The following is a 24127-nucleotide window of genomic DNA, read 5'->3' as shown; positions in this document are numbered from 1 at the left end:
GAAATTGTCCCGTTCTGGCTTAAAGTGCAACACATACCATTATGCAATGTCGGACTAGGAAATCCGGCAAGGAGAAAATCATGGCAAAGGAAAAGTTCGTCAGAACTAAACCCCACATGAACGTTGGAACCATCGGTCACGTAGACCATGGTAAGACTACGCTGTCGGCTGCTATCACCCAATATTGTGCAAGAAAATTCGGTGACCACGCGCTCAAGTATGACGAAATCGACAATGCTCCTGAAGAAAAGGCCCGCGGTATCACAATCAATACCCGTCACCTTGAGTACCAGTCCGATAAGCGCCACTATGCGCACATCGACTGTCCGGGACACGCCGACTATATCAAAAACATGATCACCGGTGCGGCACAGATGGACGGTTCCATCCTCGTCGTTTCCGCTCCGGACGGCTGTATGCCCCAGACGAAAGAGCACTTGCTGCTTGCCCGTCAGGTCGGCGTTCCGAAGATCATCGTTTTCCTCAATAAATGCGATCAGTTCGATGCCGCTGAAGCTGCCGATATGACCGAAATGGCGGTCGAAGATGTCAAGGACACGATTGCAAAATACGGCTTTTCCGCCGATACGCCGATCATCAAAGGTTCGGCATTTAAAGCCTTGAATCAGCCCGAAGATCCCGAAAACACGAAGTGCATCGAAGAGCTGCTCACGGCTATGGATACGTGGTTCGACGATCCCGTTCGCGACGAAGACAAGCCCTTCCTCATGCCGCTCGAAGATATCTTTACGATCACCGGACGCGGTACGGTTGTAACGGGTCGTATCGAACGCGGTGTCGTCAATATGAACGACGAAGTTGAAATCGTCGGTATCCGCCCGACGCAGAAGTCGACGGTTACGGGTATCGAAATGTTCCAAAAGACCCTCGATCAGGGTATGGCCGGCGACAATGTCGGTATCCTCCTCCGCGGTATCGAAAAGAAAGACGTCGAGCGCGGTCAGGTCCTTGCAAAGCCGGGTTCCATCCACCCGCACACGAAATTCGAAGCGCAGATCTACGTCCTTACGGAAGCCGAAGGCGGCCGCAAAAAACCGTTCTTCTCCGGCTATCGCCCGCAGTTCTATTTCCGCACGACGGATATCACCGGAACGATCGAACTCGAAGCGAACGTTCAGATGGTAAAGCCGGGCGACAATGTCAAGATCATCGGCGAACTCATCCATCCGATCGCTATGGATGAAGGTCTGAAGCTTGCTATCCGCGAAGGCGGTCACACGATCGCATCGGGACAGGTTACGAAGATTATCGAGTAGTTTTCGAAACGGGCGGCGCTCTTTGCAGCGCCGTTCGCATCGATTGGAGGAATAATGGCAAGTGGTAAGATTCGCGTCACGCTCCATGCGTACGATGTGGAAGTGATCGATCAGAGTGCAAAAGCCATCGTGCAGACTGTTCAGAAAGCGGGTGCTCAAGTTTCTGGGCCGATTCCGCTTCCGACAAAGATCAATAAGATAACGGTGCTCCGTTCGCCGCACGTGAATAAAAAATCGCGCGAACAGTTTGAGATGCGCACGCACAAACGCCTTATCGACATATTGAATCCGACTTCGGACGTGATGGACTCGCTTATGAAGCTGGAACTGCCTGCCGGTGTTGAAGTAAAAGTAAAACAGTGATTTCCGTTCGGAAATCCGCTGTATACGGTACGCTCCCGAGGATCCGGGATGACGGCCGAGCCGAAGCGTCCGCGCTTTCAGGCAAACGTTTTACGGCAAAGCCGGCACGGAATGCCGCGCAGGTTTTGCAAATTTTACAGGAGTATCAGAATGAAAGGTCTGATTGCAAAAAAAGTGGGGATGACGCAGGTATTCGATGAAAGCGGAAACCTTATCCCGGTAACCGTGATCCGCATCGATCCCAATACCGTCATCGCTACGAGAACAAAAGAGCGCAACGGCTACGATGCCGTCGTCCTCGGAATTGACGATGTAAAAGAATCGAGAGTGACGAAAGCGTATAAAAATCAATTTGCGGAAAACATTGCGCCGAAGCGGACATTGAAAGAATTCCGCGATTTCGAAAAAGAAGTGAAAGTCGGCGATCAAATCGGCATGGAACTGTTCGACGGTATCCGCTTTCTCGACGTTACGTCGACGTCGAAGGGTAAGGGCTTTCAGGGCGTTATGAAACGCTGGGGCTTTCACGGCGGACGCGCTTCTCACGGTTCGAAATTTCACCGCGAAGCCGGCGGCACCGGACAGTCGACGACTCCGGGTCATACGTTCAAGAATATTAAAATGCCCGGTCGCATGGGTTTTAAAAAGGTTACGATTCAAAATCTGCAGATCGTCAAAACCGATGCGGATCTGAAAGTGATTATGGTTCGCGGGGCCGTCCCCGGGAATAAAGACTGCACGCTGATCGTCAAGTCCGCGGTAAAAAAATAACGACGGAAGGTGACTCATTATGGAAAAGAAAGTCTTTTCGGTCGACGGTAAAGAGCTGCGTACGATTTCGCTTGACGACGCCGTATTCGGTCTTCCGGTAAATGAAGACGTCATTTACTATGCCGTCACGAATGAATTGGCAAACAGGCGCGTCGGAACCGCTTGTACAAAAGGTCGTTCCGAAGTGCACGGCAGCAATGCGAAGCCGTATAAACAAAAGGGTACGGGACACGCCCGCCGAGGTGATAAAAAATCTCCGCTCCTTGCAGGCGGCGGTACGATTTTCGGACCGAAACCGCGCGATTTCAGCTATGCGATACCGAAAAAAGAAAAACGCCTGGCGATGAAATCGATTTTGAGTATGCAGGCGCAGAGCGACCGCTTTACCGTCGTCGAAGATTTTACGATCGACAGCGGCAAAACGAAAGATCTGGTAAAGATTCTCGACAACTTTACCAAAGGCGAGCGCACGGTGCTTATTCTGAAAGATGACGATGCGAAAATCAAACAGGCCGCACGCAATATCCCGTCGCTGCAGTTTTTGTCGTACAACCGCTTGAGCGCGCACGCCCTGTTTTACGGGCGGAAGATCATCGCCCTTGAAAGCGCGGTAAAAAATCTTTCTTCGTTCTACGCGGCGAAAGAAAAGGAGGCTGAATAATGGATATCACGGATATTCTTATCAGGCCGGTTATTTCGGAAAAGGCGAATATGCTGCGTGAGCAGGATAAATACGTTTTCATCGTTCACAAAGATGCGAGCAAAATACAGATCAAAGACGCCGTTCGAAAGCTCTTTAATGTAAAGGTTATCGGCTGCACGACGATGAATATTGGCGGAAAGATGCGGCGTACTCGGGGTATTCCCGGTATGACCGCTTCGTATAAAAAAGCGATTGTGCGCGTCGCTCCTGGTGAAAAGATCCAGGTGTTTGAAGGCGTGTGAGCTTTTTAAGGATTAAGGGGATTTACAATGGCTCTTAAGATATTTAAGCCGATAACGCCGGGTACGCGCGGACGCGTGGACTTGGTGCGAGATCACTTGACGGCAAAGAAACCCGAAAAAACACTTACGTCAGGTATGGTGTCTCATGCGGGCCGCGGAGGCGGCGGACGGATTTCCGTGCGCCATCAGGGCGGCGGGCACAAACGGAAGTATCGAGACATCGATTTTAAACGCAATAAACACGGTATTCCCGGTACGGTAAAGACGATCGAATACGATCCGAACCGCAGCGCAAATATCGCGCTCGTGTATTATGCCGACGGCGACAAGCGCTATATCATCGCGCCGAAGGGTTTGCAGGTCGGACAGAAGATTATGGCCGGCGAAAACGCCTCTCCGACGGTCGGTAACGCACTGCCGCTCGGTCTCATTCCCGTCGGTTTTACGGTGCACAATATCGAACTGCAGCTCGGCCGCGGCGGACAGCTCGCGCGTTCGGCGGGTACGAGCGCGATGATCGCCGGCAATGAAGGCGAGTACGTCATTATCCGCTTGCCGTCGAGCGAAATGCGCAGAATCAACAGTAAGTGCTATGCGACGGTCGGCGTTGTCGGAAACGAAGATCACATGAATGTGCGGCTCGGCAAAGCAGGCCGCAGACGCTGGATGGGCGTCCGCCCGACGGTTCGCGGTATGGCGATGAACCCTGTCGATCACCCGCTCGGCGGCGGTGAAGGCGCCGGAAAGGGACGCAATCCCGTTACTCCGTGGGGACAGCCGTGCAAAGGCTATAAAACCCGCAATAAGCGGAAGACGTCGAGCAAATTTATTATTTCGCGCCGTAAGAAGTAAGTGCGGAGGAGCTGACAGTGTCAAGATCGGTTAAAAAAGGCCCTTTCGTCGAAAAGAGCCTCTATAAAAAAGTGCAGGCGATGAACAAAGAATCGGACAGGAAGATGATAAAGACCTATTCCCGCTGTTCGACGATCATCCCTGAAATGGTCGGAAATACGATTTCCGTGTACAACGGCAAGTCGTGGATTCCCGTGTATATCACGGAAAACCTCGTCGGGCATAAGCTCGGAGAATTTTCTCCTACCCGCGTGTTCCGCGCGCACGGCGGATCCGATAAGTCCGCTGCAAAGGCGGCCGCACCGAAGGCGGCTCCTGCGCCTGCCGCTAAATAAAGGTGGAAACTATGGCTGAAAACAAAGGATATAGAGCTGTATCGAAATTTCTTTTCGCATCGCCGACGAAGGTTCGTCCCGTCGCCCGTGTGATAAATCAAAAGCGCTGTTCCGAAGCTGCGGTCATTCTTGAAAACATGCCGCAAAAAGGCGCGCGCCTCATCGGCAAAACGCTCAAGTCGGCCGTGTCGAACGCGCTCAACGCGAACAGCAAGCTTGATGAAGATATGCTGTACGTCAAAGAAATCAAAATCGACGAAGGCCCGCGGCTCAAGCGGATTTGGTTCCGAGCACGTGGCCGCGCAGATCAGCTTTTAAAGCGTATGTGTCATATTACTGTCGTCGTTGACGAAAAGGCGGGAAAATAAAGTGGGTCAGAAAGTTAATCCTATCGGTTTGCGCCTCGGCGTAAACAAAACATGGCAGTCTCGCTGGTATGCGGATCCCCGCGAATATGCGGGTCTCGTCCTCGAAGATTTGAAAATCCGCAAGATGATTGCAAATCTTCCGGAATGCAAAAACGCCGACATTGCGGAAGTCGAAATCATCCGCCATCCGCAGCGTGTGACGATCGTGATCCATACGGCGCGTCCCGGTGTCATCATCGGCGTCAAAGGTGCAACGATCGAAACGATCAGCGCGCAGATTCAAAAGCAGCTTGAACCGAAAAAGGTGCAGATCAAAATCAAAGAGATCAAGCGTGCCGATTTGAACGCGAGGCTTATAGCCGAAAACGTCGGCCGCCAGCTTGCAGGTCACGGTTCGTACCGCAGGGCTTTAAAGCAGGCGATCAACAACGCGGTACGCGCCGGCGCTCAGGGCATCAAGATCCGTCTCGCCGGTCGTCTCGGAGGCGCGGACATGAAGCGTACCGAAGAGCACAAAGAAGGACGCGTCCCGCTTCACACGCTGAGAGCCGATATCGACTACGGCACGTATGAAGCGCAGACGACGTACGGCAAAATCGGTGTCAAAGTTTGGGTGTACAACGGTATGAATTACGGCGTCGAACAGAACGAAGATGCCGGCCAGCTTGTGCGCAAAGGCCGCCGCGAACGCGCTCCGGCGCAGTCCGAAAAACAGGCAAGGAGTTAAGGTATGCCGCTCAGTCCGAAAAGAGTATTGCACCGTAAAGTGCAGCGCGGTAGAGAAAAAGGAAACGCAACGCGCAACAATCATATAGATTTCGGCGACATAGCGCTCGTCGCGACCGAGCCGACGTGGCTCAAAGCGACGGTTATCGAAGCGTGCCGTGTCGCGATCAACCGCGAACTCAGCCGCAAAGGTAAAGTGTGGATCCGCGTATTCCCCGACAAGCCTATTTCAAAAAAGCCGGCTGAAGTCCGCATGGGTAAGGGAAAAGGTGCGCCCGAATTCTGGGCTGCGGTTATCAAGCCGGGTATGATTTTATTCGAAATCGGCGGTGTCGACGTAAAGCAGGCTCACCGCGCGCTCGAACTTGCGCAAAGCAAACTGCCTATTTTGACGAAAATCGCGTACAAGCCGGTTACGGCGTAACGGGAGGATAAGATGGCCGATAAAAATATCAAAGATAAAGAACTGTCTTATGAAGAACTCGTTGCAAAACGCGACAAGATGAAAAAAGAATACATGGATTTACGTTTTAAGATGGTAATCTCCCATGTAGATAATCCGCTTCAAAAACGTACGATGCGCCGCGAAATCGCCCGCTTAAATACGTTCATCCGGCAGAAAAGCCCTGCGGCGCAAAAATCTGCCGAAGCAAACAAATAGGAGCTGAACCGTGGAAGAGCAGACTGTTCAGGTAAAAAAGCCGAATCACCATTCGTTTGTCGGTCTCGTGACGAGCGATAAAATGGAAAAATCGATCGTCGTTTCCGTTACGACAAGGAAGATGGACAGGCTTTATAAAAAATACGTTAAACGGACAAAGAAGTATATGGCTCACGATGAAAAAAACGACGCTCATATCGGAGACACCGTGCGCATCGTGGAGTGCAGACCGCTCAGCCGGCACAAGCGCTGGCGGCTTGTCGAAATTATCGAACGTGCAAAATAACGCAGGAGCAACAGTATGATTCAAATGCAGTCCATGCTTACCGTTGCGGATAACTCCGGTGCAAAAATGGTTCAGTGTATTAAGGTTCTCGGCGGCACGCATCGTCGCTATGCCGGCATCGGCGACATCATCGTCGTAGCCGTCAAAGACGCGATCCCGACGTCGACGATCAAAAAGGGTGCGGTCGAAAAAGCCGTTATCGTGCGCCAGTCCAAAGAATACCGCCGTCCGGACGGAACCTATATCCGTTTCGACGACAACGCGTGCGTCATCGTCGACGACAATAAAAATCCGAAAGGCAAACGCGTGTTCGGACCGGTCGCCCGCGAACTGCGCGATATGGATTTTATGAAAATCGTTTCGCTTGCGCCGGAAGTATTGTAAGGAGCATTTCGTATGCAGAAGAAATTCAAAATTAAAAAGAACGACAACGTAGAAGTGCTTGCCGGCAAAGATAAGGGAAAACGCGGCTCGGTCGTGCGCATCATTCCGAAAAAAGACAAAGTGATCGTCTCCGGCGTCAATATCGTGAAAAAAGCGATGAAGCGGAGAAGCCAGCAGGATCAGGGCGGCATCGTTGAAGTCGAAGCGCCGCTGCACATTTCGAACGTCGGCGTCGTGTGCAAAAAATGCGGACGCCCGGTAAAGATCGGTTATAAAATTGACGGCGATAAAAAAGTTCGTGTCTGCCGTAAATGTGGAGAAACACTGTAATGGACAATTACGTACCTCGGCTTAAGAAAGTCTACAAGGAAACTATCGCTCCCGCTCTCATAAAAGAGTTCGGCTATACGACGCCGATGCAGGTTCCCGCAATCAAAAAGATTGTCGTGAGCATGGGCGTGGGCGAAGCTCTCACCAACAAGAAACTTCTTGATGCCGCTGTCGAAGATCTGGCTCAGATTACGGGACAGCACGCGGTCAAGACAAAGGCTCGCAAAAGCATAGCCAATTTCAAACTTCGTGAGGGCAATGAAGTGGGCGCACGGGTAACGCTGCGCGGAACAATGATGTATGAATTTTTGGACCGCCTTGTCAACGTTGCGCTTCCGCGCGTAAAGGATTTCCGCGGCATCAAATCGACGGGATTTGACGGACACGGGAATTTTTCTCTCGGCATTACGGAACAGATTATTTTTCCGGAAATCGATTTCGATAAAATCGCGCGGATCTCCGGCATGAATATCGCGATCGTAACGAGTGCAAAGACGGACAACGAAGCCCGCGCTTTGCTTGCCAAGTTCAATATGCCGTTCCGGAAATAAGTGAGGACCTATGGCTAAAAAATCGATGGTTATTAAAGCTGCCCGCAAGCAAAAATATCCGACACGGGAATACAACCGCTGTCAGATTTGCGGGCGTCCGCGTGGATATTTACGGAAATTTAAAATGTGCCGTTTGTGCTTCCGTAAATTGGCAAGTGAAGGCCTGCTTCCGGGCGTCACGAAATCGAGTTGGTAGCGGCAGGAGTGTAAAATGAGTGCATCAGATCCGGTTGCAGATATGCTCACCAAGGTTCGGAATGCGGTTGCTGTCCGCCACGAAAAAGTCGACGTTCCGACTTCGAAGCTGAAGCTGGAAATCGTCAAGATTTTGAAAACCGAAGGGTATATCAAAAACTTTAAAAAGGTTCAGGAAGACGGAAAAAACATCATCCGCATCTTTTTGAAATACGACGGTCAAAACAATTCGGTCATTCACGGGATGAAAAAGATTTCGACGCCCGGACGCCGCGTGTATTCGGGTTTTAAAGATTTGCCGCGCGTGTACAACGGCTACGGAACGCTCATCGTTTCGACGTCGACGGGCGTGACGACCGGAAAAAAGGCGACCGAAAAGATGGTCGGCGGTGAATTGATCTGTACGGTATGGTAAGGGGAGAAAGCTATGTCAAAACTCGGTAAACTTCCCGTCGCTGTTCCGGCGGGCGTCACGGTAACGGTAAACCCCGATTCGATTTCCGTAAAGGGGCCGAAAGGCGAGCTGCATCAGCACTACGGAAAAAATGTCAAAGTTTCGTTTGAAGACGGAAACATTCACGTTACTCCGAACAACGCTTCGAAGCAGGCGAATGCGGATCACGGTTTGTACCGCAGCCTTATCAAAGATATGGTGATCGGAGTAACGGCCGGTTTTTCGAAATCGCTCATCATCACGGGCGTCGGTTTTCGTGCCGAAGTCAAAGGCAAAGAACTGGTGATGAACCTCGGCTATTCGAACGATTTTATCGCGCTGATCCCCGACGGACTTACGGTTGCGGCCGATGCGAACGGCAAAGTTACGGTATCGGGTATCAGCAAACAGCAAGTCGGTCAGTTTTGCGCGGAGATCCGCAGTTTGCGCAAGCCCGAACCCTATAAGGGCAAAGGTATCCGCTATGAAACCGAAGTCATCAGACGCAAAGTCGGCAAAACCGGCGTAAAATAAGGTGAAGTGTTATGATTAAAAAGATGGACGATAAAAACAGACGCCGTCTGCACAGAAAATTTCACATCCGTAAAACGGTATCGGGCACGGCTTCCCGCCCCCGCATGACGGTGACGCGGAGCAATAAAAATCTGTCGGTGCAGATCGTCGACGACGATGCAGGCAAAACGCTCGCATGTATTTCGACGCTCGAAAAGGAATTTGCGAATTTGAAACCGACCGTTGCCGATGCCGCAAAGCTCGGCGAAGCGCTCGGCGCGCGTTTGAAAGATAAACAGATTACGACTGTCGTGTTCGACCGCAACGGTTATCTCTATCACGGCGTCGTCAAAGCACTTGCCGACGGAGCCCGCAAAGCGGGGATCGTATTCTAAGGGAGTATGTATGGCAGAGCAGGAAAATAAAGAAGTAAAAGAAGTTAAAGCTGCACCCGATCCGAAGGATACGCCCCGCGCGGAAGCTTCCAGAGAAAACGCCCGCGAAGGCGGACGAGAGAGGCGGGGCAGGGGCAGAGACCGCGGCGAGCGCAGAAGCGAAGAAGACAAAGAATTCGTCGAAAAGCTCGTCATGCTGAATCGTACGGCAAAAGTCGTAAAGGGCGGTCGCCGCTTTTCATTTGCGGCGCTCACGGTCGTCGGCGATAAAAAAGGACGCGTCGGCTACGGGTTCGGAAAGGCGAACGACGTAACCGAAGCCATCAAAAAGAGTATCGACCGCGCAAAGCGGAATCTCATCGTCGTGCCGGTAAAAAACGGAACGATTCCGCATGAGATGATCGGCAAATATAAAAGCTCCGAAGTGCTTATCAAACCGGCCTGTCCGGGTACCGGCATCATTGCCGGAGGGGCGGTTCGCGCGATTATGGACGCGGCGGGAGCGACGGATATCATTTCAAAATCGCTCGGCGCGAGCGCTTCCGTCAATGTCGTGCGCGCGACGTTCAATGCGATCGAACACTTGTTCAATGCAAAGGCCATCGCTGCGGGCAGGGGCAAAACGCTCGACGAGTTGTGGGGTTAATCTATGGCAGGTAAACTCAAGATTACGCTTAAAAAAAGCACGATCAGACAGAAGTCGGATGTAAAAGCGACCGTGCGCTCGCTCGGTCTGGGGAAACTCAATTCGTCGGTCGTGCACGACGATAACGCTTCAATTCGCGGAATGATTGCAAGATGTTCTCACCTTCTTGCAGTCGAGGAGGCGAAATAATGTCGGATTACAATCCCGTACTTCACGCACCGGAAGGCGCAAATAAAAAGCCCAAGCGCGTCGGACGCGGTTCCTCATCGGGACTCGGAACGACGGCGGGAAAAGGCAATAAAGGTCAGCAATCGCGTTCGGGTGGCGGTAATCCCTACATCGGATTCGAAGGCGGTCAGATGCCGCTTTTCCGCCGTGTCGCGCAGCGCGGATTTTCGAACGCGCGTTTTAAAGAAGACGTGCTCTATTTCAACGTTTCGGATCTCGAAGCGAAGTTCGCAGACGGAGAAACCGTCGACCGCGCTTCCCTCGTTGCGAAGGGACTCATTCCGTCGAAGCGCAATGCGAAGATCAAAATTCTCGGCGACGGAGACGTAACGAAAAAGCTTTCGGTAACGGTCGATAAGATTTCCGCGTCCGCAAAAGAGAAGATCGAAAAGGCGGGTGGGACAGTTCAGGCAGCCGTCGGACAAAACAGAAAAGAGCGGAATGCGGCGTACGCGAAAGTGCGAGACGCGAAAAAAGAAGCGGCGGCAAAACCTGCCGGCGACAAGAAAAAATAACGCGGAGTTTACGTCATGGCAGGCAATTCTATCGTGAATATGTTTAAAATCAAAGAGCTCCGCAGCCGTCTGCTCTTTACCCTGTTGATTTTGGCCGTTTTCCGCATGGGAAGCGTCCTGACGATACCGGGTATCGACGCGAACGTGCTCCTGTCCTACTTTGATGAGCTCGCACGCCAAAACAAAAACGCGTTTGCGAGTTATATGGACTTTTTCGTCGGCGGCGCTTTTTCGAATTTTTCTATTTTCATGCTCGGCGTTATGCCGTATATTTCGACGCAGATCATCATGCAGCTTGCGGTGATCATCTTTCCGTCGTTGAAGCGCGTCGCCGAAGAAGACGGCGGTCAGCGTAAAATCGCGATGTGGACGCGGGTCGGCACGATTTTCGTGTGCCTGCTCCAGTCTTATGCGGTGACGGTTTACGCGTCGAGCATTCCGAATTCAATCGTTATTGAAAACAGGATCGCGTTCCGTATGCTTGCGATGATAACGGTTACGACAGGCTCCATGGTGACGATTTGGCTCGGAGACCAAATTACGTCGCGCGGTATCGGCAACGGCATTTCGATGATGATCTTTGCGGGTATCGTTGCGCGTCTTCCGAGCGCGGTCGTGGAACTCGGCCGGAAAATCGTTGCAGGCGACGTACAGTTTGTGTTTGCGATCATCGTGCTTGTCATGTTTATCGGTATCATCGCGCTCGTCGTATACGAAGAGTCGGGCGAACGGAAAATACCCGTACACTATGCCAAGCGCGTCGTCGGACGGAAAATGTACGGCGGACAAAACACGTATATCCCGTTTAAGATCAATCCGTCGAACGTCATCCCGCTCATTTTCGCGTCTTCGCTTTTGACGTTCCCGATCCAGCTTATTCAAATGTTCGGAAGCAATCAGAATTCCGCACGGTGGGTGGCGCGCCTCGCGTCGTTCCTCACGCCGAACGGAGTATCGTATAATATTCTGCTCGTCATCCTCATCGTCTTTTTTGCATACTTCTACACTCAGGTAACGCTGAACCCCACGGAAATTGCAAAAAACATCAGGGAAAACGGAGGCTCCATTCCCGGCGTGCGGACGGATAAAACGGAAGAATATCTGCAGCGGATATTGAATCGGCTCATATTGCCCGGCGCGATCTTTTTGTGCGTTATCGCGATATTGCCGACCTTTATTCAAACGATTTTCAAATTTCCGCAGTCCATCGCAATGTTGATGGGCGGAACGTCGTTGATCATTATGGTCGGTGTTGATTTGGATACGATGAGTCAGGTTGAAGCCCTTCTCAAAATGCACCATCACGACGGATTGACGACGAAGGGCAGAATCAGGTCGCGGAGCCTCTAGGCTTTGCGTATAGCGGAAACATTGCATGGGAGAACAGTATGAAAGTACGAACCAGTGTAAAACCGATCTGTGCAAATTGCAAGGTTATCAAACGGGGCGGCATCATCCGCATCATTTGCACGAACCCGAAGCATAAGCAGAGACAGGGCTAAGGAGAAACTGTATGGCTCGAATTGAGGGTGTGGATATCCCGAACAAACACATAAGCATTGCGTTGACGTATATTTACGGTATCGGCCGCCCCGCGGCGCGCGATATCTGCGAAAAAGCTAAAGTAGATCCGCAAAAATTGGCAAACGACCTTACGGAAGAAGAGCTTGCCCGCGTGCGCGAAGCGATCGACAAAAATTACAAAGTCGAAGGCCGCCTCCGCACGGAAATCGGTTTGAACTTAAAGCGCCTTATGGATATCGGCTGCTATCGCGGGCTGCGCCACAGACGCGGTCTTCCGGTACGCGGACAGCGCACGCGCACGAATGCGCGCACGCGCAAAGGTAAAAAGAAGACGGTCGCCAACAAGAAAAAGGCGTAAGCGGTTTTGTGCATACCCGCTCCGTCCGTGTATTTGCGGCGTAAAAGGAGCGGATGCGTTTTGCGGCAAAAGATACGGCGCCGTCCGATGCGGCGTTTTTGGGAGATACAATGGCTACGGTTAAAAAGCGAAAAGAAAAAAAGAGCGTATACGAAGGCAACGTATACATTCAAGCTACATTCAATAATACGATCGTTACGATTACCGACTTGCAGGGCAATACGATTGCATGGGCGTCTTCCGGCGGGCTCGGCTTCCGCGGAGCGAAAAAATCGACTCCGTTTGCCGCGCAGTCGGTTGCGGAATCCGCTATTCAAAAAGCCGCGAGCTACGGCTTGCGCGAAGTCCACGTGTATGTCAAGGGACCGGGAATGGGACGTGAAAACGCGATCCGCTCCATCGGCAACATGGGACTTAAAGTAAAATCGATTTCCGACGTTACGCCGATTCCCCATAACGGATGCCGCCCGCGCAAAACACGCAGTATGTAAGGAGTTCAGATGGCTCGCAAAAATCTGCTCAAAGGTTTTAAAAAACCGAAAGGCATTACTTACACCCCGCTCGAAACGAATCCGAATTACGGAAAGTTTACGGCGTACCCGTTTGAAACGGGATTCGGGACGACGATCGGCAATACGCTCCGGCGCGTCCTGCTCTCTTCGATTCAGGGCTATGCGGTTACTTCCGTTAGGATTACGTCGTACGATGCCGAAGGTGTTCCTCATGTCATTTCAAGCGAATTCGAAGCGATTCCGAATATCGCGGAAGACACGTTGGAAGTTATCAACAGCTTAAAACAGATGCGTTTGCGATTGCCCGGCGATACGGAGCAAGATACGATTTTGTATGAGTTCAAAGGGCCCGGCACGGTCAAAAGCGACGACTTTGCCAAAGAGGGCGAACTTGAAATCATGACGAAAGACGCGCTCATCTTTACGATGACGGACGGCGCGCGAGTCGATATCGAAATCCAAGTCGATTTGGGCAGAGGCTATGTTCCTGCCGAAGTAAACGAACATTATATCGAAATCGTCGGTACGATCCCGATGGATGCGATCTTTACGCCGATCGTCAAAGTAAAATATGCGATCGAACCGTGCCGCGTCGGACAGAGAAACGATTACGACAAGCTCGTGCTCGAAATCTGGACGGACGGAACGATTTCTCCCGAAGACGCGCTCGCCGAAGCGGCTAAAATCGCCGAAGAGCATTTTAGAATTTTTATCAATTTTGACGATACTGCGCTTTCCGGAGGGGATGACGGCGATGAGGGCGATAAGCGGATCCGCGAAATCCTCAACACTCCCGTCGACGAGCTTGAGCTTTCGGTGCGTTCGTCGAACTGCTTGAAAAATGCGAATATCCGCACGATCGGCGAGCTGACGAAAAAGACGGAAGACGATATTACGAAGACGCGCAACTTCGGCAAAAAGAGTCTCACGGAAATTGTAGAAAAGCTTCAGGAATGGGGTTTGTCGCTCGGCATGACCGATTACAGTCATCTGAAGAATTTGAATATCACTAAGAAGGAAGAAACAGATGAATCATAAGATGGGATTTAATCCGCTTTCACGAACGCCTGCACATCGCAGAGCTATGTCGCGGAATATGGTAACGTCTCTTTTTCGATTCGAACGCATTACGACGACGCAGTCGAAAGCGAAAGAAGTGCGCAGATCTGCGGAAAAACTGATTACGCGCGCAAAAGAGGATTCCGTGCACAATCGCCGAGAGGCGGCAAAGTTTATTTCCGATGAAAAAATCTTGAATAAGCTTTTTACGGAGATCGGACCGCGCATGAAAGAACGCGCCGGCGGTTATACGCGTATTTTAAAACTCGGTTTCCGCTGCGGCGATGCCGCCGATGTCGTCATACTCGAACTCGTCGATTATAAACTCGATACGTCGAGCGAAGAGGAAAAAGCCGAAAAAAAAGCGGCGAAGTCGGCGGAGAAAAAGAACGCGGGCGAAAAAAAGAGCACGGAAAAGAAATCGGACGGCACAAAAAAATCGGCAAAAACCGATAAAGCCGACTCGAAAAAATAATATCGATAAAAAGGGGGACTGTCTTAAAAGCCGCTTACTTTTCGGACAGTGCCTTAAAGCGTTTATGAAAACCGACGTTTTCCGTAAACGTTATGGGAGATGATACGAAACGCCGTCTAAAATATCGCCGTTGTTTCGTATTTCGAGTTTGCGTTGCAAACTCGACTATTCGACATGTGCGCCGCTCGAAACTTCGCGCCTACGCGCTCGTTGCGAGGCGCGCGCACGACTAAAAACTTTTTCGGATGTTGAAACATCCTGCAAAAGTTTTTATGGGAGTATGTATGTCTAAAAATCATCGAGGAACGGGTTTGCGCTCTTTGCCGTCGCGCGGCAGAGACGAGTGCCCCGTCTGTCATAAAACCGGTATCAAAGTTCTGTATGAAGTTGAAATCGACGGACAAAAAGTGAAAGTGTGCAAATTCTGCAATGCGGCGATGAAAAACAAAGCGCGCAGAGAAGCTCCGGCAAAAGAGCCGGTTGCAGCCGCTCCTGCAGCGGAAGCTGCTCCTGCAGAAACGCCTGCGGAAAGTTGAAAGTAAAAGCACCGCACAGATGGCGCGGTGCTTTTAACTTCGAGTTTTCAAAAGAAAACTCGCGGATGTACGTGTGCGCTTTTGCGCACGAATGCGGCATTTTCGAAAATTGATATTTTCTGCAATGCCATATTTTAAGGAAGATTTAAAAGCGCCGCTGAAAGGCTGCGGCGTTTTTAACTGTAAGTTTGCAGGGCAAACTTATCAGTAATGCGAAACCGAACGATCTGATTGCAACTAACGAAGTTCTCGCCGAAAGCATACTCTTATTTGGAAATTACTTTCAAAATATAATTATTCAACGGAAAATTGATAATACGTCTGTCACGTTATTCTATTGCAGGCTCGGAGCTTTCTGGATGCGGCGCTTCAACATTTTCCGATTTCCGTAGGTTATCATTTGAGTGCACCGCGTCGTTTTCGGGTTTCGGATCTTTTTCCGATGCGTTTTCTGTTTGCTCCGATGTCCCTTGATCCGTTTTTTGCATGAGGGAGCCGTCGTTTTCCGCCTGCTGATCTTGCACTTTTTCTGTGCTTGCCGCTTTTTTATCGAGTTTGTGAATGTACGTATATTTATTTTGTTTTCGTTTACTGTACCTGCAGCCGAGTTCAAGCTGATATTGCCAAACAAAATCATAGGGTGCGATTACACGGTTTGAACCGATATTACCGTAATCGACGGCGAAGAGTCCGTTATTGATGACAGTCCATCGTTTTAAGAGAGGCAATTCCAAGCCGAGAAGGACGGCGCCTCCGAGCTGTATATGATGATATTCATCCGACAGCTCATATAAAAAATGCGGGCCGAATGAAAAATTGATATAGACGTATTTCCACATATCCGTTTGAAAAAACGGTCCGTAGTATACATCGAATGCATACAAAATCGGCTGAGTCGCTTTTTGATCCATGCCGTTGAAAGTATGCTTGAACGGGTAATACACGGCTATACGGAGCAGACTGTCAACGGGTTTTATATTTTCGGTTTGCATTTCACAATACAATCCGACAAGATAATTTTGCCATACGAAATTGCTTCTGTTGTACTTGTCCTGTTTTATGAGGCGCGTTATCTGCGATACCGTTACGCCTTCGTTAAAAACGATAAACGGCTTTTCTTTGATCGCAGGAAATTTCGTTTTCGGGTTTAATTCGACCGAATCCTCCTGCTGTATCTCCGCTTGTTCTGCAGAGAAAAGCGGAGACAGCGATAAAAGCGGAATAATCATCATTAGAAATAAATATTTTTTCATAGCTTTCCTATTTTGAAATATGAAAGAGCGTCAATGCCTGGGTTTCATTATTGTTATCTACCCAGTTGAGATACAACATTGAGCCGCGAATATCCCATTCGGTATCAATCGTTCCGCCGGAATTTTTTGTCAAAATAAGTACGTTATCGAGAACCGTCCACGACCCCTCATACAGCGTTTTTTGTCCCGTCTGGTCGATAATCGATGCGGAATACGATCCGTCGTTTACAAAAGTTATTCTGTTTCCTTTGTTATCCGCCCATGTTCCATACAACGGCGAAGGCGTATAGCACGACAGTATGACAAACAGGATGCAGCAGATAATCGAAAAAAATAATAATTTTTTGTAATGTTTCATTTTTTATACCTCTTTGTGATTATTCAAGGCCGATCGCATAGCTTACGTTTGCAGCAGGGAACCCTTCAGGCTTTACAAGGTAATTGCCCCCGGCGGCATTGCCGCCTTTTATTTGGATATTGTCGTATACGATCGTACCGGGATACATACCCGTACAGGTGACCGTTCCGTCCATGCTTCCGTTGGCGCTCATGTTTGCGCTTGTGTTCGTATTTCCGGTAAGTGTAAAATAAATGCCGAGTTGTACACTGCCGCTTATGTAATAGTCGCAGTAGCCGTTGTAGTACATCGTTATGCGCGCACCGAAACCGCTCATTTCCGCCTTATATCGCACTTCGCCTCCGATATCGCCCTGTACCGTTTCACTTCCGAGCGCGCTCGTTCCTGATTTGTGCATCAATGTAAGCTTTTGGTGTGAACGTTTTATCGTTTTGTTGTATTCCCTAAAATATTGATCATAGGTGAGCGCACCGTATCCGCATGCCGCCTCCGTAAAATTTATCCCTTGCAGCAGACTGTTGAGCGAGAGCACTTTATAATAGTAATAGGTTCCCGTCTTTGCCGTATCGTTTTTATCGATATAAGACAATTCCGTTACCGGCGTTTCCGTAATCCTCCTGAAGCCGTTTGTCTTTTGTGTCGAACGATATATATAATAACCGCCGTCGGCTCCTTCATCGGATGCACTCCACGTGATCCGTACGGGATAGACACCGGAAGAGTTTGCGTCGGCGGCACTGTCGGTAAGACCCGGTATGGCTTTATGCTGTGTCGCCGTTACGTCTTTTGCTTCGTAAGGGGCGGGAGCCGCTACCGTGCTCGCTGCGCTTTGTTGCGTTCCGTTTACCGTTACGACCGTAAAGAATTTATGACTGCCGGGAGCCGCTTCCACTTCGTAATAGCCGTTTATCGCCGCCGGCATAGATACCGATATTTCCGTGCTGACGGTATCGGGCGTCGTGCCGCCGAACAAGCGATACGTATAGGTATTGTAATCGTTATATATGTGCGAATTGGTAAGACACTCGGACGAGCCGAGCGCTGCCGGAAATTTAAACAGTACTTTTGCAGGATTCGATCCGCGCACTTTCGCCACTTCGAGCGATGCAGGAGGACTGAGCAGATACGCTTCTGCGGGCTGTGCATCCGTCGGCGACGATGCCGAAAACGGCCCTTTTGTAACAGTCGTCGTTCCGTCGCTGTTGACAACCGTTTTGACAGCCTGCACTTGATAATAGTAGTACACGTTCGGCTTCAACGATTGGGTATCGGTATAGGATGTCTGCGTTACGGTGTTGCTGCACAGTAAGTACGCGCTGTCGACGGAACTCGTGCGGTATACCGCGTATGAGATATCGGTACCGCTTGAGGGATCCCATGTAACGGTGATGTGATCTACGGCAGTGCCCCGACCGTCCGTAACGCGCACGTTTTGAATTTTCGAAGGTGCACCCGCCATGAGTGTAAAGCCGAGTGCCGGTGCGCTTGCCACACTTATATTTCCGGCTGCGTTTTGTGCGTAAACGGTATAAAAATATTCTTTTCCCTGTTGGGGAGGGGGAATCATATCTTTGTATTGGTTTTGATTTGCCGCAACCCTATCGAGATACAAACTGTTTGTTCCGTCTCGGTTTTCGCTCCGGTAGATCTTGTAATATGAGATGCTCTCGCTTTTTTCCCATGTCAACATGATGTAATTTTCCGAATCGCCGAGACTCGCACGAGGGGAGCGGGGCGGTGCAAGCAAGGTTCCGGCTTGTGCAGACTGGGTAAACGCGCTCGGATCGTATTTTTTGTACGCATTTTCCGCGCTTACACGGTAAAAGAAGCCGTAGGTATATTCTTTATCCGAATATTTTGCACTTTCGGAATTGAGAATGACATCGGTATAGGATGTTCCCGTTATATAACTCGATGTTATCGGGTTCGTTCCGGACGCTTTGATGATTTCAAATTCGCTTTCATCAGGGAGTGGAAAAGTACCGTTTTCTTTTGCTTGTACAACGGCTCGTTCAAGCCGATACGATGCCGCTCCCGTTACCGCGCTCCATGCTATGTGAATCTTTACCGCATCCGCGTTTTTGCCGTGCGAAACGAAAATCTGCGCCGGTTTATCGAGCTGCGTAATCGGTTCGGTATCCGATAAAATATCCGTCAACGCTGCGCTCCTGTCCTTTTGCGTCATGTCTATTTTGCCTTGAAAAAACTGATGACACGACGTAAAGCCGAACGCAAGCGCGGCCAGTACAATATATAATCGAACAGGTACCGTATGTTTCATAGTATTATTTCCATTTATTTTCCGTTGCAGACCAATCATAGTTTTCCGGAGACGTAAGGTTGCCGTAGCTGAATATCGACGAAACGAATTCTCTGAAATTTTTACCGTTTTCTTCCGAACGGTATTTAACGGTATAGCTTCCGCCTTCGTTCTCCATAGACGTAATCGTCGCCGAGCCCGTGTATATGCTCTGCGATGCGAGCGTCAGCGTACAGGGGTCGGGATCTACTTTGCCGCCGAGCCAACTTGGCATATCACCCATATCATTTGTGTCGTAGTGTCCGTATTTTTTCGGCATTTTGGGACCGGTAGTGCTGGCATAACAGCGCAGCGTTCCCGATATCGTTTGGAAAAACGGCCCCTTATTTTTATTAAAATAAAAGATCCTTCTCGTCCCCCACTTGCCTTCTTTGCTGTATTCGAGAAACTGCGTCGTTTCATTTTCCATGTCGCGGTACATCGCCGTAGCGAGCGACAGCGCCGAAACGAGGGCGAATTCTTTCGGTGTGATTTCACGGTATGCGAACGGGTCTCCGTCCGAATACGATGCGATGATGTGTGTTCCGTCCGAAAGAGTCCGCGTTATTTCCATCTTTGCATAATGCTTATAGTCACGCAGCACTTGCAGCAAGCCCGAATGCGTGTCGTTTGTCAGTACGGGGATAATGCTCAAACTTTCGTTTGACGGCGTGATCGTCACCGCGTACTCCGATTTATTGTTCAGGGTAACGCTTCCGTCTTGCGAAACCGTTGCGATTTTATTCCAGTTCGCATTATAGTCGCTGTTTTTGATGTACAGCTCATACGTTTTTCCCTGATCGGGTCCGACAGCGCGTTCGTCGTAATTCCACAGCGTCCACCCGATCCGTTCTCCGAATCCCGCTGCGGCACCGTTTTTTATGTTATTCGCGGTACACGTGATCGCAAATGCATAGCCCTTGTTGAGCGGTTCCGACGGACTTTTCGGATCGGAAACGGAAAGAGATGTGAGGTATGTGGCGTGCGGCGCTTCGTCGCTGTAGACGACGGCATAGCCGTACGGAACGGTACGTTCGTTTCCCGTCGGAGCGACGACAAAGTTGCCGTGCGCATCGACAAGTTCCGTCGTTTTTTCCCATTGCGCCCCGCTTCCCGTCATGCGTTTTCGCCACAGTTTCGGTTCCTGCGTCGTTATTCCGTACGGCTTTTGCCATACAATCGTAACGGAATCGGGGCTTTCGGATTTTGTCGCGGTGACTGCAAAGCCGCAGCCGAGCGTGGAACCGGCAGCAAAAATCTTATCGACGTTTTGATAGACGACATCGCGTATTGTTACCTGTGTACGCTTTCCGTTTTCCGAAACGGCTGAAACGTCGTAGGCATCGTTTGCGCTTTTCGCGGGGAATACGGTATAGCGATACGGGTATCCCCACGCGAGTTTATCCTGATTGTCTTGCCAAACGGTCATACCCGTTGCCGGAGATGCCGTATAGGTGTCGGTCAGCGTGATTGTATTGCCGGTTATGACGGCGCTTGCACCGGAGATGATTTCTTTATTCGCTTGTATTTCATTTGTACTGCCGGTCGGAGTTGCCGGTACGAAATATACGTCGCTTGAAAGAATCTTGTCATTTAAAATATCGCATCGGTCGCGCAGTACGAAATAGCCTGCCGCACCTTGCACCGTATTCCATGTTGCTGTGATTCGATCGGCGGATTGTGCAAGGGTTGCCGTTACATTCGTTTCGGCAGGCCCAAGCGTACGCACTTGTATCGGAGCCGACGCTGCTGCGGCTTTACTGTTTGAAGCCGATACCGTACAGGTAAAAGGTTTTCCCGAAATCTGTGCGTCGTCATATCCTGCAGGTTTACCGATCGTGTAGATGATTTGACCGGTTTCGCCTATCGTATACGAAGTGTGTTCGGACGCCGTATATGAAGACCCCGTCGTATTTTTTTCGAGCGTGCCCGTTACCGTTATACTGCCGCAGGTCAACGTGACGGTATAGATATCCGCTTTTTGTACCGGTTTCCATGAAATCGTGATCGCACTGTATGCCGGAGAATCGGCATCGAACGTTACGAAGGGAACGCCGAGCGTATACGCAGTCGTGGGATCGGATAGAATGGTAATCGTGCCCGTCTTGTATTTTGCACACAGCACATAGATATATGCTTTTCCGTTTTCAAGCGTGGTATCGATGTAGCTGCCCGTTGTACCGAGTGCCGCGTTATCGGTTTCTTTGAGCGTGCCTTCGATTTTGTATCCGTTTTTGTCGGCGGTATAGCGCTTAAGCGTATAGTCCGTTTGGCTGTCGTAATTCCATGAAATTACCGCTTTGTCCCTGTATCCGTCATCGACTGTGATAGACGCTTTCGGTAAATCGATTTCCGATGTAACAAGAGCGCTTCTTTGCGCCGGAGCGGAATCGAGCGCATTGTGTACCGCGGTTTCAAGTTCATCGGCGCCGTGAGGAAAAGTTTTTGAAACGATATACATCGTATACGTATAGTACCCGCAGTTTGTGCTTGCCGCATCTTGGGTGTCATACGTAAGCACGGCGTCGTTTAGGCTTGCGAGGGATTCATACAGCATATATTTTGAGCCGCTGTAATTATCGGCAATATCGTTGTGATCTTCTTTGACGATAAATACGTAATCGCTTTCTTTATCGTGCGACGTCCAAGCCGCTTTAAATCGCACCGATGTTTTGATGTTCTTTGTCGGATGCGGTTCGTTATCGGGAACGGACGTAATATTCGATAATTCGAACAGCGGAACGGCAGCTTCCCAACCTACCGCAAATGAAGATGATGAAGATGCCGTCGTATTTTTTTTATAGATATACGATTGGATTTTATATTCGTATTTTATGCCGCGCACAAGATCCGATGTATCGATATACGTGACGGTAGCACCTTCCGTATATGCCGCATTATATGCTTCAAGGGAAGTCGGTTCCGTGTTTGTCCATTTATCTGTCTCTGACGGAGAATAATAAATTTTTTCTTCCAGCGGCATCCATGAATATTCCGTGCCGGTATCACCGGCTGCGATACGCCGTGCGATTTTGAAATACAGCGGATATTTGCTGTAGATTGCCTGTTGACCGCCCGTACCCATATCCGTCGTCTGTTTGACATTCGCTTTTTCAGGAAGCGTAAACGACAGCGAAATCATATTTGTAAGAACGCCGCCCGTCGCATGCATATTATCCGGTGCGCTCGGTTTTAACGAAGCAGCCGTTTCCGCATCGACCGCATCGCTTGTTTCAACGGCTTCCTGTGCGGTTTTTAAAAACGCTTCGACCGTGTATTTGTATTTTGTATTTTGCTTCAGATTTGTAAACGTATACGACGTCGGTGCGGATATTCCGTTTGCTCCGCCCGCAATCGTTTCCGTCCGTATAACATCGGAATTGCCTCGGCACGTAATCGTATATTGCAGTGCGTCGCAATAGGCATCGGTATTTTCCATATACCAAGAGATCGTTACGCTGTCAGTATTTTCGGTTTGCTGTATATCGTTGATGACGGGTTGTGCGAGCGTTGTTCCGGAAACAGTTAAGCTCGGTTTCGATTCCGTACCTGCGTAGGATACGGCCGTTACTTTAAAATACCGCGTCACGCCGGGCATAGCGTCATAGGTATACAAACGTGTGGATGTTTCTCCGACTTTCGGAAAAGTACCGAATGGCGTCGGAGAGGCATACACATAGTAACGCACGGCTTTATGTACTTCCGTCCAGCTCAGTGTGATGGTGCGCTTTTCGCCCTGTGTTGCAGAAAGATTTTGCGGAGCTGCGATCGTATCGTTTGTTCCACTGCGCAGCAAACCGTCTGCCTGCATTGTCGGTGCGGTGACGAGTTCTGTACATGATAAAAAAATACCGGTCGAAGCAACAAGTAGCAAAATTTTCAAATAAGACTTAAATTGTATTGCCATATAGATTCTCTTCTAAATCTATATATGATAACATATTTTATTATATTTTCCAATTGTTTTTTCAAGTTTCTTCAAGTTTCTTCAAGTTGTTTTTTTCAAGTGTTTTTAGGGCAAATATCGAAAATGTATGTTTTCGGGTATCGATATGCGCTTACCGAATAACGCCGAACACGCCGAAGCTTACGAGCGCCATGATGAGCCCCGCTATTAGTACTCCGAGCGTAACGGCGAGTACGGTTTCTTTAAAATCCATATCGAGGACGCTCGCAGCGAGCGTACCCGTCCATGCGCCGGTGCCGGGAAGCGGTATGCCGACGAAGAGCATGAGCGCGACAAAAAGTCCCCGACCCGCTTTTGCCTCAAGCTTTTTACCCGCCTTTTCTCCTTTTATAAGAAAAAACGTACAGATATTTCCGATGATTTTTTTGTCCGCACCCCACTCGAGAAATTTTCTCGCAAAGAGATAGATGACCGGCACGGGGAGCATATTGCCTGCGATACAGACGATATATGACTGCAAAAGCGGCAAGGGCGGCGTAAATGCCTGCGAAACGGGGATCGCGCCGCGCAGTTCGATGAGCGGCACCATTGCAATAAAAAAAATCCACAGGTAATGCGAAATCATAGGCGTAAGTATAGCGTATTTTGCCGCTCGCTTAAAGCGGCGGCCGTCGCTTTAAGAATTTTTCCGCACAGAGTTTTGCGATTTCATCCCGCGTGAAAAAAAGGAGGACGACGCCGACGGCGGCGAAGAGGAGCGTAGAAACGGCGACGACGCCTCCGTCGGAAATGATGCGACCGTGTCCTGCAAAAAAAGATACGAGGCGCGGACGCACGATATAGACGGGAAGAGCGGCGACGAGTGAAAAAATTATTATTTTCAATTCATATAATACCGACGATTTAATAATCTTTTTGGTATCGACGGAGCGCAAGCGCGGAAGAGCGGCGCATAAAAAAACGGTATTCGCAAAACTTGCGATCGAAAGGGCGAGCGCGATGCCCGCTCCTTTCATGCGAGCGACGAAAAGAGAAGCGAGCGCTATATTGACGGCGAAGTTGAAAATACCCG

At 49.9% G+C, this 24127-nt stretch carries 35 protein-coding genes; 29 read left to right on the top strand and 6 right to left on the bottom strand.

All coding sequences use genetic code 11. The features are described from left to right. The first annotated feature begins 80 nt into the window (after positions 1-80). From tuf to H9I36_RS07865, 29 genes are all read left to right on the top strand, one after another. Complete coding sequence (gene tuf, locus H9I36_RS08005) at positions 81-1277, top strand: elongation factor Tu (RefSeq protein WP_187384836.1); 1197 nt, start codon at positions 81-83, stop codon at positions 1275-1277. A 54-nt stretch (positions 1278-1331) separates the two neighbouring features. Further along, entirely contained in the window at positions 1332-1640 is a 309-nt protein-coding gene (gene rpsJ, locus H9I36_RS08000; RefSeq protein WP_021331258.1) for a 30S ribosomal protein S10, read from the top strand. Between the two features lie 150 nt (positions 1641-1790). Continuing rightward, positions 1791-2411: a 50S ribosomal protein L3 gene (gene rplC, locus H9I36_RS07995; protein WP_187384835.1), complete on the top strand. Its 621-nt coding sequence runs from the start codon at positions 1791-1793 to the stop codon at positions 2409-2411. A gap of 19 nt (positions 2412-2430) precedes the next feature. Beyond that, positions 2431-3072, top strand: a complete 642-nt coding sequence (gene rplD / locus H9I36_RS07990; protein ID WP_187384834.1) for a 50S ribosomal protein L4 — start codon at positions 2431-2433, stop codon at positions 3070-3072. Next, positions 3072-3356, top strand: a complete 285-nt coding sequence (locus tag H9I36_RS07985; protein WP_187384833.1) for a 50S ribosomal protein L23 — start codon at positions 3072-3074, stop codon at positions 3354-3356. The genes rplD and H9I36_RS07985 overlap by 1 nt, the downstream gene beginning before the upstream one ends. A 27-nt stretch (positions 3357-3383) precedes the next feature. Continuing rightward, on the top strand, positions 3384-4208 hold the full coding sequence (gene rplB / locus H9I36_RS07980; protein ID WP_187384832.1) for a 50S ribosomal protein L2: 825 nt from the start codon (positions 3384-3386) through the stop codon (positions 4206-4208). A 17-nt stretch (positions 4209-4225) separates the two neighbouring features. After that, the gene (gene rpsS, locus H9I36_RS07975; protein WP_187384831.1) at positions 4226-4543 is read left to right on the top strand and encodes a 30S ribosomal protein S19; all 318 of its coding nucleotides are present in this window, start codon (positions 4226-4228) and stop codon (positions 4541-4543) included. Between the two features lie 11 nt (positions 4544-4554). Next, positions 4555-4911: a 50S ribosomal protein L22 gene (gene rplV / locus H9I36_RS07970; RefSeq protein ID WP_187384830.1), complete on the top strand. Its 357-nt coding sequence runs from the start codon at positions 4555-4557 to the stop codon at positions 4909-4911. Between the two features lies 1 nt (position 4912). Then, complete coding sequence (gene rpsC, locus H9I36_RS07965; RefSeq protein WP_187384829.1) at positions 4913-5638, top strand: 30S ribosomal protein S3; 726 nt, start codon at positions 4913-4915, stop codon at positions 5636-5638. A gap of 3 nt (positions 5639-5641) precedes the next feature. Then, on the top strand, positions 5642-6061 hold the full coding sequence (gene rplP, locus H9I36_RS07960; RefSeq protein ID WP_187384828.1) for a 50S ribosomal protein L16: 420 nt from the start codon (positions 5642-5644) through the stop codon (positions 6059-6061). A 12-nt stretch (positions 6062-6073) separates the two neighbouring features. Then, a complete protein-coding gene (rpmC, locus tag H9I36_RS07955; protein WP_187384827.1) occupies positions 6074-6298 on the top strand; it encodes a 50S ribosomal protein L29 in 225 nt (74 codons plus the stop codon). 10 nt (positions 6299-6308) lie between these two features. Then, a complete protein-coding gene (gene rpsQ / locus H9I36_RS07950) occupies positions 6309-6584 on the top strand; it encodes a 30S ribosomal protein S17 (protein WP_021331239.1) in 276 nt (91 codons plus the stop codon). A 15-nt stretch (positions 6585-6599) separates the two neighbouring features. Then, complete coding sequence (rplN, locus tag H9I36_RS07945; protein WP_016520678.1) at positions 6600-6968, top strand: 50S ribosomal protein L14; 369 nt, start codon at positions 6600-6602, stop codon at positions 6966-6968. A 12-nt stretch (positions 6969-6980) separates the two neighbouring features. Further along, complete coding sequence (rplX, locus tag H9I36_RS07940) at positions 6981-7298, top strand: 50S ribosomal protein L24 (RefSeq protein WP_180486851.1); 318 nt, start codon at positions 6981-6983, stop codon at positions 7296-7298. Then, positions 7298-7849: a 50S ribosomal protein L5 gene (gene rplE / locus H9I36_RS07935; protein ID WP_180486850.1), complete on the top strand. Its 552-nt coding sequence runs from the start codon at positions 7298-7300 to the stop codon at positions 7847-7849. Before rplX ends, rplE begins: the two co-directional genes overlap by 1 nt. Before the next feature lie 10 nt (positions 7850-7859). Further along, on the top strand, positions 7860-8045 hold the full coding sequence (locus tag H9I36_RS07930; protein WP_021331277.1) for a type Z 30S ribosomal protein S14: 186 nt from the start codon (positions 7860-7862) through the stop codon (positions 8043-8045). 15 nt (positions 8046-8060) lie between these two features. Continuing rightward, entirely contained in the window at positions 8061-8459 is a 399-nt protein-coding gene (rpsH, locus tag H9I36_RS07925) for a 30S ribosomal protein S8 (protein ID WP_187384826.1), read from the top strand. Between the two features lie 12 nt (positions 8460-8471). Then, the gene (rplF, locus tag H9I36_RS07920) at positions 8472-9011 is read left to right on the top strand and encodes a 50S ribosomal protein L6 (RefSeq protein ID WP_187384825.1); all 540 of its coding nucleotides are present in this window, start codon (positions 8472-8474) and stop codon (positions 9009-9011) included. An 11-nt stretch (positions 9012-9022) separates the two neighbouring features. Continuing rightward, positions 9023-9385 carry a 50S ribosomal protein L18 gene (rplR, locus tag H9I36_RS07915; protein ID WP_187384824.1) on the top strand — a complete coding sequence of 121 codons (363 nt, stop codon included), beginning with the start codon at positions 9023-9025 and terminating at the stop codon, positions 9383-9385. A gap of 10 nt (positions 9386-9395) precedes the next feature. After that, positions 9396-10031 carry a 30S ribosomal protein S5 gene (gene rpsE / locus H9I36_RS07910; RefSeq protein WP_187384823.1) on the top strand — a complete coding sequence of 212 codons (636 nt, stop codon included), beginning with the start codon at positions 9396-9398 and terminating at the stop codon, positions 10029-10031. A 3-nt stretch (positions 10032-10034) separates the two neighbouring features. Next, on the top strand, positions 10035-10220 hold the full coding sequence (gene rpmD, locus H9I36_RS07905) for a 50S ribosomal protein L30 (protein ID WP_180486846.1): 186 nt from the start codon (positions 10035-10037) through the stop codon (positions 10218-10220). Next, on the top strand, positions 10220-10774 hold the full coding sequence (gene rplO, locus H9I36_RS07900) for a 50S ribosomal protein L15 (protein WP_187384822.1): 555 nt from the start codon (positions 10220-10222) through the stop codon (positions 10772-10774). The genes rpmD and rplO overlap by 1 nt, the downstream gene beginning before the upstream one ends. A gap of 15 nt (positions 10775-10789) precedes the next feature. After that, on the top strand, positions 10790-12124 hold the full coding sequence (gene secY, locus H9I36_RS07895; RefSeq protein WP_187384821.1) for a preprotein translocase subunit SecY: 1335 nt from the start codon (positions 10790-10792) through the stop codon (positions 12122-12124). Positions 12125-12162: 38 nt separating this feature from the next. Beyond that, the gene (gene rpmJ, locus H9I36_RS07890; RefSeq protein WP_021331253.1) at positions 12163-12276 is read left to right on the top strand and encodes a 50S ribosomal protein L36; all 114 of its coding nucleotides are present in this window, start codon (positions 12163-12165) and stop codon (positions 12274-12276) included. An 11-nt stretch (positions 12277-12287) separates the two neighbouring features. Next, positions 12288-12656: a 30S ribosomal protein S13 gene (gene rpsM / locus H9I36_RS07885; RefSeq protein ID WP_016520667.1), complete on the top strand. Its 369-nt coding sequence runs from the start codon at positions 12288-12290 to the stop codon at positions 12654-12656. Between the two features lie 110 nt (positions 12657-12766). Beyond that, a complete protein-coding gene (gene rpsK, locus H9I36_RS07880; RefSeq protein ID WP_187384820.1) occupies positions 12767-13147 on the top strand; it encodes a 30S ribosomal protein S11 in 381 nt (126 codons plus the stop codon). A gap of 9 nt (positions 13148-13156) precedes the next feature. After that, positions 13157-14206 (top strand): DNA-directed RNA polymerase subunit alpha, encoded by a 1050-nt coding sequence (locus H9I36_RS07875; RefSeq protein ID WP_187384819.1) that lies wholly within the window; start codon positions 13157-13159, stop codon positions 14204-14206. Further along, complete coding sequence (rplQ, locus tag H9I36_RS07870) at positions 14196-14702, top strand: 50S ribosomal protein L17 (protein WP_187384818.1); 507 nt, start codon at positions 14196-14198, stop codon at positions 14700-14702. The genes H9I36_RS07875 and rplQ overlap by 11 nt, the downstream gene beginning before the upstream one ends. A gap of 284 nt (positions 14703-14986) precedes the next feature. Continuing rightward, a complete protein-coding gene (locus tag H9I36_RS07865; RefSeq protein WP_187384817.1) occupies positions 14987-15238 on the top strand; it encodes a hypothetical protein in 252 nt (83 codons plus the stop codon). Between the two features lie 329 nt (positions 15239-15567). Here H9I36_RS07865 and H9I36_RS07860 read toward each other — a convergent pair whose 3' ends face one another. The 6 genes from H9I36_RS07860 to H9I36_RS07835 all read right to left on the bottom strand — a co-directional run. Further along, the gene (locus H9I36_RS07860) at positions 15568-16491 is read right to left on the bottom strand and encodes a hypothetical protein (RefSeq protein WP_187384816.1); all 924 of its coding nucleotides are present in this window, start codon (positions 16489-16491) and stop codon (positions 15568-15570) included. A gap of 7 nt (positions 16492-16498) precedes the next feature. After that, the gene (locus H9I36_RS07855) at positions 16499-16849 is read right to left on the bottom strand and encodes a hypothetical protein (RefSeq protein ID WP_187384815.1); all 351 of its coding nucleotides are present in this window, start codon (positions 16847-16849) and stop codon (positions 16499-16501) included. A gap of 19 nt (positions 16850-16868) precedes the next feature. Continuing rightward, positions 16869-19130: a fibronectin type III domain-containing protein gene (locus tag H9I36_RS07850; RefSeq protein ID WP_187384814.1), complete on the bottom strand. Its 2262-nt coding sequence runs from the start codon at positions 19128-19130 to the stop codon at positions 16869-16871. Between the two features lie 4 nt (positions 19131-19134). After that, entirely contained in the window at positions 19135-23055 is a 3921-nt protein-coding gene (locus H9I36_RS07845) for a fibronectin type III domain-containing protein (protein ID WP_187384813.1), read from the bottom strand. Positions 23056-23206: 151 nt separating this feature from the next. Then, positions 23207-23680, bottom strand: a complete 474-nt coding sequence (locus H9I36_RS07840) for a COG2426 family protein (protein ID WP_187384812.1) — start codon at positions 23678-23680, stop codon at positions 23207-23209. A 31-nt stretch (positions 23681-23711) separates the two neighbouring features. Beyond that, positions 23712-24127 (bottom strand): lipid II flippase MurJ (locus tag H9I36_RS07835; protein WP_222864667.1); only part of this gene is annotated, 416 nt, incomplete at its 5' end.

It is taken from the genome of Treponema sp. Marseille-Q4130, from assembly GCF_014334325.1.
In the GTDB taxonomy this organism is placed as follows: Bacteria; Spirochaetota; Spirochaetia; order Treponematales; family Treponemataceae; genus Treponema_D.
Note: the sequence above shows the minus strand (reverse complement) of the source record. Positions and strands in the feature narration are given on the sequence as shown.